Origin of the sequence: Candidatus Sulfidibacterium hydrothermale (assembly GCF_020149915.1) — a bacterium.
GTDB classification, from domain to species: domain Bacteria; phylum Bacteroidota; class Bacteroidia; order Bacteroidales; family F082; genus Sulfidibacterium; species Sulfidibacterium hydrothermale.
In genome coordinates, this window is sequence record NZ_CP083760.1 from 2,957,282 (window position 1) to 2,971,724 (window position 14,443).

Consider the following 14,443-nt stretch of genomic DNA (forward strand, 5'->3'; position numbering starts at 1 on the left):
TACGGTTATTTATCTGTCTTTCCGCCACGAGCCCCTCTTTGACGCGTGTAAAAAACGCTGTTTTTATACACTAATACCGGCTGAAAATCGACCGGCGCTTTTGATTCATTTCAATCCCAAAAGTGCTTTGATTTAATACCGGCATTTACCATTGTAGATTTTAAAATATTTCTAAACGGGACAGCCGAGTGCTGTTGTTTTGCCATAAAATGAAAAAATGTATCTTTACACTTTGAAACAGAAATAGTCAAATTAGCGTTGTTTAAAATTCTCTGTCAATGCATAACACAAAAGAAAAAATTCTGGCCGTAGCCACTAAAATTTTCAGCCGGTACGGTTTTTACAAAACTTCAATGGACGAAATTGCACGCATTGCCCACAAAGCCAAAGGCTCGCTTTACTATCATTTTGCCAGTAAAGAAGAACTTTTTACCGAAGTGGTTTCGCGCGAGATTGAACACATGAAAAAAGAACTTTCTGTGATTGTTACGGACACCGAACTGGATGCAAAAGAAAAACTGAAAAAATATCTGCTGACAAGAATGGCCGTACTTAAACAGGCAGCAAATTACCATGAAACGCTCAAAGCCGATTTCTTTGAACATTTTGAATTCATTGACAAATTACGCAGCAATATGGACCACTGGGAGAAAGTCCAGTTGCGCAGCATTATTAACCAGGGGATTCAGGAAGGCGTTTTTGCCAAAAAAGATAAAAGTACAGGCGTACTGCTTGATGTTTTTATTATGGTTTTAAAAGGACTGGAAATCCCGTTTTTCCTTCAGGATAAATACGATGAACTTAGTCCGCATTTTGATGATCTGATCAACATCATTATTAAAGGAATGGCTCCCGAATAATCCGGAGCCAAAGTCAGAACAAAAAAAGCCCGGCTTTCACCGGGCTTTTTTATCTTTCAGCTCGTCCGCTTAGGAGATCTTAATCTGTCTGGTCAGTTTAGTTTCTTCTTCTTTCTTAGGCAGGACAACGCTCAAGATGCCGTTTTTGTAATCGGCTTTGATTTTTTCAACATCCACACTTTTCGGTAAGGTGAACGAACGGCTGAATGTGCTGTAGAAGAATTCTCTCCGGGTGTAGTTATCATCTTTTTCATTCTTTTCTTCTTTTTTCTCAGAAGAAATAGTCAGCTGATAGTTGTCCAGGTTAATCTGGAAATCATCCTTTTTCATTCCCGGAGCAGCCATTTCCAATACGAATTTATCTTTTTCTTCTTTAATGTTCACAGCCGGAACATCACCGGTATATTCATCAACACGACCTAAGAAGTTTCTTTCAATATTTTCTAACAGGTCGGTAAAAGTCGGATACTGATTAAATTTTACTAAGCTCATAATTAAACCCTCCTTTTTATTTTTTGTTTTTTAATTTTTATTTTCAATTTCACCCTTGCTTAGTCAAATTGCATACCAATCCGATTTTTGTGGCTAACACGCTATAAATTACGACATTATGTCACTTTACAACGACAATACCTGTCAATTTGACTGTGCCCCACCGGTTTTCTTTCGCCCAAACACGAAGATTGCGTATCTTTGTTTTTTTAAGTAAAAGGAATTTGGATAAAGTCATTAACAGTCTCCGGCCTTCCCGCATTATTTTTCCCATACTCATTGGTATTGGAGTAAGCGGATGGTTATTATATCATAACTTTAACCGGGAGGCTTTTTCGTTTGTCCAGTTTTCGTGGCACACCCTGCTTTTCATCGTCATTGCTTTTTCAATGATGCTGGTGCGAGATGTGGCTTACATGTATCGTATCATTATCCTTACCGACAACCGGCTTACCTGGAAGCAGGCTTTCAACATTATCATGCTCTGGGAGTTCAGCTCAGCCGTTTCACCTTCGGTGGTGGGAGGTACCGCTCCGGCCATCTTTTTCCTTTACAAAGAAGGACTAAGCGGAGGACAAAGTACAGCGGTAGTACTGACGGCCATTTTTCTGGACGAAGTCTTTTTTATTGTTTCGGTTCCTTTGCTGTTTCTTTTTTACCGTGATAATATTTTTCCGCCCGAAGCACAACATCTCTCACAAATTATTTACGGATTTTACATGGGATTCGGAATCATCTTCGTGTACACCCTTTTCCTTACCTATGCTTTGTTTGTCAATCCGTATCTGTTCAAATCATTTATTTCGTGGGTCTTTCTTTTCCCGCTGATCAAAAAATGGCGTATGGGAGCCCGGAAATGGGCCAATCAGCTTATTCAAACCTCAAAGGTTATTAAAAAGAAACCGGCATCCTATTGGTTTAAAAGCGGTTTGGCCACTGTTTTATCCTGGACAGGACGCTACTGGGTGGTGAACTTTTTGTTCATGGCCTTTTTTGAACAATCCAAGAATTTATACGATCAGTTTCTGATTTACGGACGACAGCTAAGCATGTGGATTATTTTGCTGGTCAGCCCCACCCCAGGCGGAAGCGGCATTGCGGAATATATCTTCACCGATTTTTTAGGCGATTTAATTCCCAACAAAATCTGGATTACCACTCTGGCCATCTTCTGGCGATTGATTTCTTACTATCCCTATCTTTTTGCCGGAGTCATTATTCTTCCGATATGGATTCGTCACGTCTATAAAAAATCAAAAAAATACAAGGTAATCCGCTAACTCAATCGTTTGCGTAAAGCATTGTACAATATGGCTTTTTGCAAAAAGCAGCTACAAACCGTAATTCAGGAACATACCCACAAAAAGCCCCTTTATTTTATTAATTTTGTAAACAGTAAAAACATCATAAAAATTTAAGAAACATGTCAGCAAAAATTTCAGACAAAGTAAAACCCGGTGTAGTTACCGGCGACGACGTACAATATATTTTTAAAATCGCCAAGCAGGAAAAATTTGCCATTCCGGCGGTAAATGTAGTAGGATCCGACTCCGTTAATGCGGCGCTTGAAGCTGCCCGGGAGGTCAATTCTCCGATCATCATCCAGTTTTCCAATGGTGGCGGCGCTTTTTTTGCCGGAAAAGGCCTGAGTAATGAAGACCAAAAAGCGGCCATCGCCGGAAGTATTACCGGGGCAAAACAGGTTCATCAACTGGCCGAAATATATGGTATTCCGGTTATCCTGCATACCGACCATTGTGCAAAAAAACTGCTTCCCTGGGTGGAAGGATTGCTCGATGCCGGTGAAGAATACTTTAAAACACACGGCAAACCGTTGTTCAGTTCGCACATGCTTGACCTGAGCGTGGAGCCGCTGGAAGAAAACTTAGCAATCTCCAAACGTTTTCTGGAAAGAATGAGCAAACTGGGAATGACACTCGAAATCGAGTTGGGGATCACCGGCGGAGAAGAAGACGGTGTAGACAATTCGGATATCGAAAATTCCAGACTTTACACCCAGCCCGAAGAAGTAAACCAGGCTTACGAAACCCTTTCATCGGTAAGTCCGCGCTTTACCATTGCAGCTGCTTTTGGTAATGTTCACGGCGTATATAAACCCGGAAACGTAAAACTGGAACCAATTATCCTGCATAATTCACAAAAATACATTCAGGAAAAACACCACACCGAAGAAAATCCGGTGAACTTTGTTTTCCACGGCGGTTCCGGATCAGAACCCGAAAAAATCAAAGAAGCCGTTTCGTATGGTGTGGTAAAAATGAACATCGATACCGATACCCAATGGGCTTTCTGGAATGGGGTACGGCAATACGAAGCCAAATACCACGACTACCTGCAAAGTCAGATTGGAAATCCGGAAGGAGAAGATATCCCCAACAAAAAATACTACGATCCCCGCAAATGGCTGCGTGCCGGAGAAGAATCCATGCGCGACCGTTTAAAACAGGCTTTTGAAGATTTAAATTGTCTGAACAGATATTAAAATAAAAACCAAAGGCGCAAAACGGTTCGTTTTGCGCCTTTTTCATTCTCATGCTAAACTACCCGCCCAAAATATTGCTGGCCTTTGGTGAAACTTTTTCCGAAACAGACGGTGTTTTTCACCAATGGCTTTTACAAAACGGATATCCGGAACTGGCTGCCCTGAGCAGTGCCATTCGCGGGAGCTACGAAGCAGCCGACTGGCTTTTAAAAAACAAATATCCGCATTTTGCCGCGCTTGACGGAGCCATCGACAAGCAGCCCAAAGCATACGCCTGGCTCCGAAAACATCATTTCGATTTTCTGGTGATTTTTGCTGATGCCGTTAACCAACACCCGGCTGCCGAACAGTGGCTACGCAACAACGACCTTCCCATTTTTTTACGTTTGTCTGATAAAATACGACAATACCGCGACAATCAGACATTTAACTACCACAAACTGCATTTTTAACCCATCCCCTTTTTGATAAAAAGGAAACCCGGACGCCCTGCTTTCCGTAAAAGGAAGAAAAATCAGGACAATGGATCTTATTGCTTACCTGTCAGAAAGATACTACGGACAAAAAAAAGAACCCACAGGAACCGGTCCGTACATCACCCTCTCGCGCGAAACAGGATGTAATGCCACCGGACTGGCTGCCGCGCTGGTAAAAACTTTCCGGAAAAACGGCCAACACTGGCACTTTGTTAACAAAGAGATTCTGGATAAATCAGCAGAGAAACTGCATCTTGACCGGCGACGGCTCGAGCACGAATTTCTTCTCTCCAAAAGCAGCATAATGGATGATGTCATCAAAGCCATGTCGTTACGCTATTTTAAAAACGACAAAAAGATCCGGGATACTATTTCGGAAATCATCCGCTATGAAGCACAAAAAGGACATGCCATTATTGTCGGGCGGGCCGGTGTGGTATCCACACAAGGAATTCCCAACGGACTAAACATCCGTCTGGTAGCTCCATTGTCGTGGCGTATCCGGTCACTGGCAAAACGAAAGCTGCTATCGGAAAAAGAAGCCCGGGAATACATTGAAGAAATGGACAGGAAAAGAAATTTTTTTCTGGAACAATTTTCCGGAAAACCGGTTTCCGAGATTTATTTCGACCTGACCATTAACCTGGCTACTTTTTCTGAACAGGAAGTTATCCGGATCATTATGAATACACTGGAAATAAAAGGAATCCTGTAATACCGATTACTCATCAAAATGCACTTTTAGCGCAGTGTAAAAACCAATCGGCGTAAATTACTTTTTCCAGGCTTTGGCAATCAAACCGGTACCGGTTTGATGCGTTCCTTTTACATCAAGATAGTTGAGTATCAAAACAAAAGGAAAAGTCAACAGATAATAAAACGGAAGTAATACAAAAAACAGGTAGCTGGTATTCAGCATAATAATCGGGAATTTCATACTCAGCTTCCACGCCAGTTTACCCGCCGGACCATACTGGTAATAAACATCGGTTTCGGCAAAACCGGCCCGTTTCATTTTTTGTGTGATTTCATCTATTCCGTATCCGTCACGAACATGTTCATCAATAAAAGAATGTTCTTCGCCTTCTTCATGATCATGATGATGCACATCAGAGCCTCCCTGATCAGAAGGAGTGGAAATAAGCAACATCCCTCCTTTTTTTAACGAACGATAAAAATTTTGCAATACTTTTTCATCTTCTTCAATATGCTCCATTACATCCACGCACAAAACCAGGTCGTATTGTTCTTCTTCAGCAAAGCGTGTTAAATCGGCCACAGCAAAAGTGGCATTGTCCAGTCCGATACGGTGAAAAAAAGCATTACAATCGGCGATTTGTTCTGATTTAACGTCAATGCCTTTTATTTTCCAGTTTTTATGACGCGAGGCCATGTAATAATCATACTGACCAAACCCCGAACCGGCATCCAAAACGGAAAGGGCTCCTTTTTTCTCTTTTTCAAGCTTTTTAAGCTCTTTACGGATATGCCACGAACGGAGCAACAAAAGGTCAAGCAGGCGGTAAAACAGTTTACGAAAAGCAGGTGTCCGGTTGAAGAAAACGCCTAATTTGCGTTTAATAGGATCGTATTGCATGAGCTTTCAGATTAAATCGGATTATTTTTCGTCTTCTTCGTCGTTTAATAATTCATCAATTCGTTCAATATAGTCCAGTGAGTCATCTTCGAAGAACTGCAAATCAGGGACTACCCGCAACTGAAAACGAATTCTTTCTCCCAGTTTTTTCCGTATTTCTTTTTTGTGCCTATCAATGTCTTTCATCAAAGCCGCTTTATCTTTCACGGCAAAAAGGCTCAGATAAATACGGGCAAGACTCAAATCAGGCGTTACATATACTTTAGTCACCGTAACCATCGCGGTTTTGGTAACATGTCCCAGCTCACGCTGAAAAATTTCACCTAAATCGCGTTGTAACAGCTTTTGAATTCGTTGTTGTCTTTTTGTTTCCATACGGCAAAAATAACACCTTTTACGGGAACGGATAAAATTTGCCTGGAATTATACAAACAGGCGCAACAAAAGGTCATAAAATTTTACCGGGCATTCCGGATTTTCTGCTCAATGGCCGTCGTAGAATAGCCCGGAAGGTAATCAATGGTCTCCACCTTTCCGCCACGGCTGGTCACCACGTCGTAACCCACAATTTCTTCCGGCTGATAATCACTTCCTTTCACCAACACATCCGGAAGAACGGTTTTTATCAATTCGTAAGGGGTTTCCTCATCAAAAAGCACCACCGCATCCACAAAATGCAGAGCCGCCACAATAACCGCACGTGCCTGTTCATCATTAATAGGACGTCCGGCGCCTTTATCCAAAAGCCGGACCGAGCGATCGGTGTTTACCCCAACAATCAAAACGTCGCCTTTATCTTTGGCCTTGCTGAGATAATCAATATGGCCCAGATGGAGTATATCGAAACATCCATTGGTAAAAACAATCTTTTTTTGCTGAAACCGCCAAAGATTTAACGTTCTTTGCAACTTACCGGAAGCTAAAATTTTGTTTTTAATGATGTCAAGATTTTTCATTACAGGGTTTTTTTGTTTTCGTTAACAAAATGTACAAATATCCCAGGCTACCCGCCACCACATTCAACAAGGTTTGACCGGCATGGGTAATGGTAGCAAATGAGATGGCTATATCCGGAGAGATATGGTAAAGTTCAACCAAAATAGACTTGACGATAAAGTGATACGCCCCGATTCCTCCGGGGACCGGAGCCACTATCCCCAGGCTGCCAATGGCCAGTAATGTCAATCCGTCCACAAAATTCAACCGGGATGTTTCCGGAAACATCATCACCGGAACGTAAACCATCAAAGCATAAAAAAACCAGATAAGAAAGGTGTATATCAGAAACAACCATTTGTGTTTCATGGTTTTTACTGTTTTTACCCCATCATAAACCCCACGAAAAAAACGCCGCATTTTCAAATAAAACGGATGATGTTCAAACCAATGCTTATTTTTTTTCAACAGCAGAAAAGCACCCACCAGAATAAAAAGCAAAACCGAAACAAACAGGGTGATATCCAAAATATTCACAAAAATCTTTTTGGCAAAAGGCCCCAAAATTTCATGCAGGAAATCACGCAGCAGCCGCACCTGAAAAACAATTACGCCCAGGATGAGCAAAGCCAGCGTCAACAAATCGATCATCCGCTCAAGGATAACCGTACCAAACAAGGCATTAAAAGGAATGTTTTCTTTTTTAGACAAAACCCCGCAACGGACCAGTTCGCCCATACGGGGCACCGCTGTATTGGCCAGATAACCAATCATTACCGATGAAAAGGTAGTGGAAAGCCTGGTTTTGTAATTCAATCCGCCAATGAGCATATTCCAACGTGCCGCCCGGAAAACATGCGAAATAAGAACCAACAGCAGCGAGAAAAAAAGCCAGGCATAATCTGCTTTTTTGATCTCTCCCCACACTTCCTGCATGTCAAGTTTACGAAAGCTTAACCACAGCAACACCAAACCAAAGGCCAGGAAAAAAAAATATTTCAGAACAGATGATACCCGCTTTCGTTGCACTGTTTCAGGGTTATTTTAGCCGGTTATTGCTATCCGGGAAAATGATATGCGGTTTGAAATTTTTGGCTTCTTCAAAATCCATGGCAGCATAGGATACGATGATGATCACGTCGCCCACTGCCACTTTCCGGGCAGCGGCTCCGTTCAGGCAAATTACTCCCGAATCGCGGTCTCCTCTCAACACATAAGTATCAAAACGACTGCCGTTGGTAATATCATAAATGCTCACCTTTTCGTTTTCGATAAGGTTTGCTGCGTCCATCAAATTTTCATCAATGGTAATGCTGCCGATATATTCCAGGTTGGCTTCGGTAACCGTAGCCCGATGAATTTTCGATTTTAGGACTTCGATGGTCATTTTCATGAGAAAAATTTAGTCGTAATTTTTTGCAAAAGTATTAAATTATTCGAATGTTGTCGATAAGACGCACCTTTCCGAGCCATACCGCCACACAAGCCACCGTGCCTACTTTGTTATTCCAGGCATGGATCGGCTGGAGCGTTTTATCGTCCACAATATCAAAATATTCCAGTTTAAAATGCTCATTTCCTTCAAACCGGTTGATAATCATTTGCCGCAACGGATTAGCACAAATATGCTGCCGGCGCAACTTGGCTTCTTGCAACGTCCGGTAAATAAACGGCGCTTCTTTCCGTTGTTCAGGCGTTAGCAAGCGGTTTCGTGAACTCATGGCCAAACCATCCGGTTCGCGTACAATGGGACAGGGAACAATCTCTACCGGAATGTTTTCCATCTCCACCAGTTTTTTTATGATGGCCAGTTGTTGAAAATCTTTTTCTCCAAAATAGGCCCGGTGCGGCTGAACAATATCAAAGAGTTTTTTTACCACAATCGCCACTCCGTTAAAATGTCCCGGACGAAACTTTCCTTCCATCACTTTGTCCAGCTCACCAAAATCATACTGTTTGGTCACTTTTTCAGGATACATCTCTTCTGCATCCGGGGCAAAAAGCACATCACATTGTACCTGTTCCAGTTTTTTTATGTCCTCTTCAAGCGTCCGCGGATATTTTTTCAGATCATCCGGATTGTTAAACTGAATCGGGTTAACAAAGATGCTCACGACCAGAATATCATTTTCTTTGCGGGCTCGCCGCATCAATTCAAGATGTCCTTCGTGCAATGCGCCCATCGTCGGGACAAAACCGATCGTTTTTCCTTCCGACCGCCGGGCAGCCAGATACTCATTCGTTTCTTTTATGGTGGAGAATATTTTCATTTGTCTTTTGTTTTATTCAGGATAGAAAGCAAATCGGCTTCTATACTTGTTTTGGGGGATTCAACAATCCGTCCGATTTCTTTTCCCTGATAGTCAACAATAAAAGTGGGGATACGATGAATATTCAAATCCGAAATATCCACATCACCGGCTTTTAACGTACGTTGAACCGCAATAATTTTAGGATGCCCGTGGTATCCGGCGTCATCCAGCACTTTAAAAAAGCGACCCATTTCCCGTTTGCTGTCGCCACACCAGCTTCCGAAAACAACAGTAAACTGCACACGGTTAATCTCCGGAGCCAGCTGTTTCAGGATATTGGTATCCGGATGATAATTCTTGTACTGACTGTTAAACCAGGTGCTGAACAGTCCGGTTTCTAACCCTTTCCGGTTACACAAACCGGTTAAAACTTCGCGATGCAAAGCAGGATCAACAATCACCCGGTTTATTTGCTGGGCCATCAGGACTTCTCCTCCTAAAAAAAGAAAAGCCACAAGAAAAAATATCCGTTTCATGAATTTACATTTTACTATGAATCAATCTATTTTGGTATCATCCCCTTCCTCTTTCCTTACACCATGCAAAGTTAGGATAAAACCGTATGGAGAACCAAGTAAAAGGCGAAAAAATTCTATCGGGAAAATCTTACTTCGACTTTTTCCGGAAGTTTAACTGATAACGCACACCGGCAAGTGCCCAAATGCCCGGCATTTCCACACTTCCAATGTCGCGGTACGGACGATCAAGCAAATTATTGACCTGTAAATAAAACCGAAAATGCGGAATCCGGTATTGCAGTTTCATATTGACCAAAAACACGGTAGCATAAGGAACTTTGTCATTGTCCGGATAATTATAGTAGTCTCCGTTTCGTTTCTGAACCTGAAATGTCCAGCCGGCCGTGAGCTTCCGAAGAACCTTATGCTGTACAAACAACGAAAAATGATGCCGCAGATAATCCAGTGCATAAAGCGACACATATCCGTTGGCCTCTTTATCGGCATGAAGAAATTGATAATGTATCCGAAGACTTTTCAGGAAAGCCGAAGCGGCTTTAGGCCGATATTGCAAAGAAAAACCCGTTCCAAACGTATTCATTTTCGTCAGGTTCATACTTTCCCACGGCAAATCCGGATCGGTTTTTATCCAGTCGATCAGATCAGAGGCTATCCGGTAAGAAAAATCAAGAGACAACGTTACTTGTCCGAAAAAATATTGCATTCCGGTGGAAAAGCCCCAGGCTTTTTCCGGTTTTAAATCGGAATTACTGATGTGATCAGGACCTTTATAATACAGATCGGTAAAAGTAGGCAGCCGGTTAGCCCGGTTAACGGAGAAATAAAGTTTCAGATCTTTTTCGGGGAACCACGAAAAATCCATCCCCGGGGATAACAACAATCCGTAATCCACATTGTACAAACCGTTAATTCCCACAGACAAAGAAAAAGACGCTTTCTGAACCAGCTGATTAACAAAAAGGTTTAATAAATGCCGCTCTTTTTGTCGCGTATAAAAAGCGCCGGGGTCAATAGACGAAAAAATGGTGTCGTGCATAGGTACCCCCAAAACATTGCTCACAATTCTTTGATACTGCCAGGAAGCTCCAGTAGACGTTTTTCCCAGTTGCGAATGAAAACGCACCGAAGCCTGTGCTCCGGTAACATCGGTACGATGAAAATTGGGGCCCTGATAAGGGAAAAATCCGTCCGGGGTATGGAATCCTGCACTGTCACCGTCTTTTACAAACCAGTCGCCTTCTTTCTGATACCAGCCCTCCCCTTCCCGGAAAAGTTCAAAACGATCATACAGCCGCCGCCAGTAAACACTGCCATTAAACTGCCATGGATGCTGCCATTGGGGACGGTTTTTCACCGACAGACCAGAGGTCATCACTTTTACTTTTTCATACTGATCCGGAAACAAGGCGGTATAAAAGCTGTTGGCCCCAAATGCTTTATCGGCATATCCCAGCATTAAATGATACTGACAACCTTTGGTTTCCAAGAAAGACTGGTGACTAACAGACAAACTCCGGAAATCGGTATTCACCCGATAACCATCAGACCGGTTCCAGGAGAAAGAAGTCTGCTGATCAATTTTTCCGGTTTGATAATTTGCCAATAACGCCGAAGAAAAAAGTCCGTATTGACCGGCATGCGTATCAAATGTCAGTGAATTACCCGTTGGTTGACGGGTAATGATATTCACCGCTCCGGAAAAAGCATTGGCACCAAACCACCGGGATGCCGGACCACGAACAATTTCTATTTTTTGAATATCCATCAGGTTCAGCACCTGATCCAGATTATGATGACCGGTTTGCGGATCACTCACCGGAATTCCATTAATCAGCAAAAGAGCCTGATCAAAAGAGCCACCGTCTAAATTAAGATCAGCCTGCATGCCAAAAACGCCCCGTTGGCGGACATCCACCCCCGCACTTTGTTCCAATACTTCTGCTGCAGAAACAGCCGGCAAGGCACGGATTGTCTTTTGTCCGATAACAGCAATCTGACGGGGAATCTGTCTCAGGCTGACACTATTGGCCACCGAAGAAATACGCACCTCATGCAAATTCACCGTATCGTGCTGTGCACAGGCAGGAAAAGCGGACAAAAATGCCGCCAAAAACCCAACAACAAAAAGGACAATTTTTTGTTTCACGCCCCTGTTTTTAACAGGCAGCAAAAATAAAAAAAGGAATGAAGAGCTCCTGCTTTAACACAGCAATTATTTTTGAAGCATTTCAAAACCTTTTTCTTTTGAAACATCTTCTAAAACGGCTTTTTTATCCAGCAAGTTGCTTTTTTGGAGCTTTTGGTACCATATCCGGGCTTCATCATAATTCTTTTCGGCCAGCAAAACTTTTATAATATTGGCATATAAAAAACCATACGGATAAGCCGGATTTTCATCAATTGCTTTTTTAAATTCCTGATAAGCATTCGCATAGTCGCCATGATCGAAAGCATCGTACCCTTTATTTACCGCATCGTTCATTGTCCGGTCAAGAATGAGGCCGAAAATGGAAAAACAATGTTCCTTACATTTTTCAATGACATCCACATAACGGATATTGCTATCCAGCGGCGGGAAATAGAGTTTAAAGGTCAGTTTCTCACCCTGCCACCGGAAATGGTAAACATCCGGGCAAACCGGAATACCTTCCGAGTGGGTCATGTACCATTTTTTGCGGCTTTGCAGGTTTTGAAGATAAATGTGTTTGCTGGCACAGAAATAGCCGGAGGGTGCCTGGTTTTCGATCGTAAGTTCAATCACAAAAGCATCTTTCAGAAAACTGACTTTGTTGACCATAAACGGGTGGGTAGCCACGGCAAAATTAGGAACCAAAATCGTATCCTGTGCCACAACGGGAACAGAAACCAACAAAAAAAAGAGCCACAAAAACTGGAATTTTTTCATCTGTTTAAATTTTTACACGAAAGAAAAAAAGCCACGAACCTCCGGATCCGTGGCTTTTTTTTGAAATCGGTTATTTTTTATTTTTTCTTGTTTCCACCAATTTTATAATCCAAACCTACAGAAATACCCCACAGGCTTTTGTCATACGTAACGTTGTATCCTACAGGAGTTCCGCCTACATCAGCAGAACCAGGAACAGTTTGGCTGTCGTAAGAAACGATATAACCACCGAACTGGAAAGTCAGGGCATCATTCAGTTTCCAAGCGCCACCGGCACCCACCGTATTGGTTGTCAAACTATAGCTAAAGTCTGACTGGTAAGAGGGGTTAACACCCGTTTGTGCATACAGGTAACCACAGCTTAACAACAGTTGTTTAGTTACGTGGAACTCTGCTCCAAGTGCATACTCCTGAAAGTTTTTATTAATGTTCTGATCGACATTCGTCCATCCGGTATTTCCATCCCAGTAAGTATGGAATCCGCCCTGCAGGCTAACCACTTTACTTACATTCATTTTAACACCAACCGAAAGCATAGCCGGCATATCAGCATTTACTTCTCCGCCATCAGGGAACATTTCAATCGGTGTTCCATCCGGATTCATTCCAATAATAAAGCCTTTTCCTTTAGGAGTGGAGTTTGTCAAAGTCATATTGGTTTTAAATTCATATTTAATACCAAAATTCAGGTTATCATCCATAAAAGAAAGGTTCACACCAATAATCGGAGTAAAACCACTTCCGCTTTGAGTAACATCAATATCCTGATCGGCCATCAATTTAGCTCCCGAATAGAGTTGGGCAGCCTGCTGAGCATACTCTTCAGCCATGGTAGCATAATTGGTAGATGCACCGTAATACGTTGTTTGAATTTGACTAAAATCCATTGCATCCACTTGATCCTGGGTTAATCCCAACTGAAGAAGAGCTCCGGTCATCTGGTCAGCCTGGTCCTGGGTAATGTATCCGGCAGAAAGCGCCTGATCAATGGTTAAACCACCAGCACCCTGGTCGAGTAAAGGTTGCAAACCTGAAGCGGCTGCACTATACAGCTCCGAAGCGGCTGCAGCCTGGGCAGAACCAGCAGAAAGCTGATCTCCCACATCATTCATAAAGGTACCGGCCGGAACATCGCCACTGGCTGTTTTCAGTGTAATATCCCTGATATATCCTGTGTAAGAATTTTCTGCCAAAACATAACGTACACCAGCATAAACCGAAACGTGATCGGAAATAGCGTAGCTGGCTCCCACCTGGAAACCATAATACACTGAAGTACCTGTCACCGACATATCTACAGAATAGCCGGTAACTCCCAGGCTGCTAAAAGCACCAACCAAAGAAGAAATCGGAACTTCTGCAGAAGGAATCCCTTTAGAGAAGTCAGCACTTCCGCCCCCGCCAATAACGGTAAAACCGAAAGAAAAAGCCCAGCGTTTATGTTTGTAAGCAAAATACAAATCCGGGAAAACAGGTGCTGTTACTGTTCCGGTAAAAGTTTTGTTATTTAAATAAGGAAAGGTGTTGGTAATAGTCAAGTCTTCAAAAATAGACTGGTTACTGAATGAAATATACATTCCATCTGCTAGTTTAGTTAATCCAGCCGGATTGTAATATACAGCATCGATTTCAGTAGAAGCATCACGCACCAGCATACGTGACCATGCTGCACTTTGATTGGTATTCGTCACCAACCCCCCTGCAAAAACAAGATTAACAACCAACAACAAACTCATTAAGGAAATGGTAAATTTTTTCATAGGAATACGGTTTTAAATTTGTTAAAGTTATTGGACGCTAATATATAAAATAATCATCCAAAAAAAGCAAATTTCTAACAAAAAAATAAGCATTTGCAGCTTATCAAATTGCAGCAAAACTCA

General features: G+C 42.4%; 16 protein-coding genes. 5 read left to right on the forward strand and 11 right to left on the reverse strand.

Annotated elements, in window-relative coordinates; all coding sequences use genetic code 11:
• Window positions 1-278 precede the first annotated feature (278 nt).
• Entirely contained in the window at window positions 279-860 is a 582-nt protein-coding gene (locus tag LA303_RS12130) for a TetR/AcrR family transcriptional regulator (protein ID WP_240525645.1), read from the forward strand.
• Window positions 861-929: 69 nt separating this feature from the next.
• On the opposite strand, the gene LA303_RS12135 is transcribed toward LA303_RS12130, so the two are convergent.
• Window positions 930-1,352: an Hsp20/alpha crystallin family protein gene (locus tag LA303_RS12135; RefSeq protein WP_240525646.1), complete on the reverse strand. Its 423-nt coding sequence runs from the start codon at window positions 1,350-1,352 to the stop codon at window positions 930-932.
• Window positions 1,353-1,576: 224 nt separating this feature from the next.
• Here LA303_RS12135 and LA303_RS12140 point away from each other — a divergent pair, with 224 nt between their 5' ends.
• The 4 genes from LA303_RS12140 to LA303_RS12155 all read left to right on the forward strand — a co-directional run bounded on the left by LA303_RS12140 (window position 1,577) and on the right by LA303_RS12155 (window position 5,046).
• The gene (locus tag LA303_RS12140; RefSeq protein WP_240525647.1) at window positions 1,577-2,632 is read left to right on the forward strand and encodes a lysylphosphatidylglycerol synthase transmembrane domain-containing protein; all 1,056 of its coding nucleotides are present in this window, start codon (window positions 1,577-1,579) and stop codon (window positions 2,630-2,632) included.
• A 143-nt stretch (window positions 2,633-2,775) separates the two neighbouring features.
• On the forward strand, window positions 2,776-3,855 hold the full coding sequence (fbaA, locus tag LA303_RS12145; protein ID WP_240525648.1) for a class II fructose-bisphosphate aldolase: 1,080 nt from the start codon (window positions 2,776-2,778) through the stop codon (window positions 3,853-3,855).
• A gap of 50 nt (window positions 3,856-3,905) precedes the next feature.
• The gene (locus LA303_RS12150) at window positions 3,906-4,307 is read left to right on the forward strand and encodes a hypothetical protein (protein WP_240525649.1); all 402 of its coding nucleotides are present in this window, start codon (window positions 3,906-3,908) and stop codon (window positions 4,305-4,307) included.
• A gap of 70 nt (window positions 4,308-4,377) precedes the next feature.
• Complete coding sequence (locus LA303_RS12155; protein WP_240525650.1) at window positions 4,378-5,046, forward strand: cytidylate kinase-like family protein; 669 nt, start codon at window positions 4,378-4,380, stop codon at window positions 5,044-5,046.
• Between the two features lie 57 nt (window positions 5,047-5,103).
• Here the strand turns inward: LA303_RS12155 and LA303_RS12160 are convergent, their stop codons facing one another.
• From LA303_RS12160 to LA303_RS12205, 10 genes are all read right to left on the reverse strand, one after another.
• Window positions 5,104-5,928, reverse strand: coding sequence for a class I SAM-dependent methyltransferase (locus LA303_RS12160; RefSeq protein WP_240525651.1), 825 nt, complete (start codon window positions 5,926-5,928; stop codon window positions 5,104-5,106).
• Between the two features lie 21 nt (window positions 5,929-5,949).
• A complete protein-coding gene (gene rbfA, locus LA303_RS12165) occupies window positions 5,950-6,303 on the reverse strand; it encodes a 30S ribosome-binding factor RbfA (RefSeq protein WP_240525652.1) in 354 nt (117 codons plus the stop codon).
• Between the two features lie 83 nt (window positions 6,304-6,386).
• Window positions 6,387-6,884 (reverse strand): D-glycero-beta-D-manno-heptose 1-phosphate adenylyltransferase, encoded by a 498-nt coding sequence (gene rfaE2, locus LA303_RS12170; protein WP_240525653.1) that lies wholly within the window; start codon window positions 6,882-6,884, stop codon window positions 6,387-6,389.
• Complete coding sequence (locus LA303_RS12175) at window positions 6,871-7,893, reverse strand: lysylphosphatidylglycerol synthase transmembrane domain-containing protein (protein WP_262901507.1); 1,023 nt, start codon at window positions 7,891-7,893, stop codon at window positions 6,871-6,873. The genes rfaE2 and LA303_RS12175 overlap by 14 nt, the downstream gene beginning before the upstream one ends.
• Window positions 7,894-7,903: 10 nt before the next feature.
• Window positions 7,904-8,257 carry an aspartate 1-decarboxylase gene (gene panD, locus LA303_RS12180; RefSeq protein WP_317196901.1) on the reverse strand — a complete coding sequence of 118 codons (354 nt, stop codon included), beginning with the start codon at window positions 8,255-8,257 and terminating at the stop codon, window positions 7,904-7,906.
• Between the two features lie 34 nt (window positions 8,258-8,291).
• Window positions 8,292-9,134, reverse strand: coding sequence for a pantoate--beta-alanine ligase (panC, locus tag LA303_RS12185; RefSeq protein WP_240525655.1), 843 nt, complete (start codon window positions 9,132-9,134; stop codon window positions 8,292-8,294).
• The gene (locus LA303_RS12190) at window positions 9,131-9,652 is read right to left on the reverse strand and encodes a TlpA family protein disulfide reductase (protein WP_240525656.1); all 522 of its coding nucleotides are present in this window, start codon (window positions 9,650-9,652) and stop codon (window positions 9,131-9,133) included. The genes panC and LA303_RS12190 overlap by 4 nt, the downstream gene beginning before the upstream one ends.
• Before the next feature lie 130 nt (window positions 9,653-9,782).
• Window positions 9,783-11,801, reverse strand: a complete 2,019-nt coding sequence (locus LA303_RS12195; protein ID WP_240525657.1) for a TonB-dependent receptor — start codon at window positions 11,799-11,801, stop codon at window positions 9,783-9,785.
• Window positions 11,802-11,867: 66 nt separating this feature from the next.
• Window positions 11,868-12,560 carry a tetratricopeptide repeat protein gene (locus LA303_RS12200; protein ID WP_240525658.1) on the reverse strand — a complete coding sequence of 231 codons (693 nt, stop codon included), beginning with the start codon at window positions 12,558-12,560 and terminating at the stop codon, window positions 11,868-11,870.
• Window positions 12,561-12,637: 77 nt separating this feature from the next.
• On the reverse strand, window positions 12,638-14,320 hold the full coding sequence (locus LA303_RS12205) for an OmpP1/FadL family transporter (protein WP_240525659.1): 1,683 nt from the start codon (window positions 14,318-14,320) through the stop codon (window positions 12,638-12,640).
• Between the last annotated feature and the right edge of the window lie 123 nt (window positions 14,321-14,443).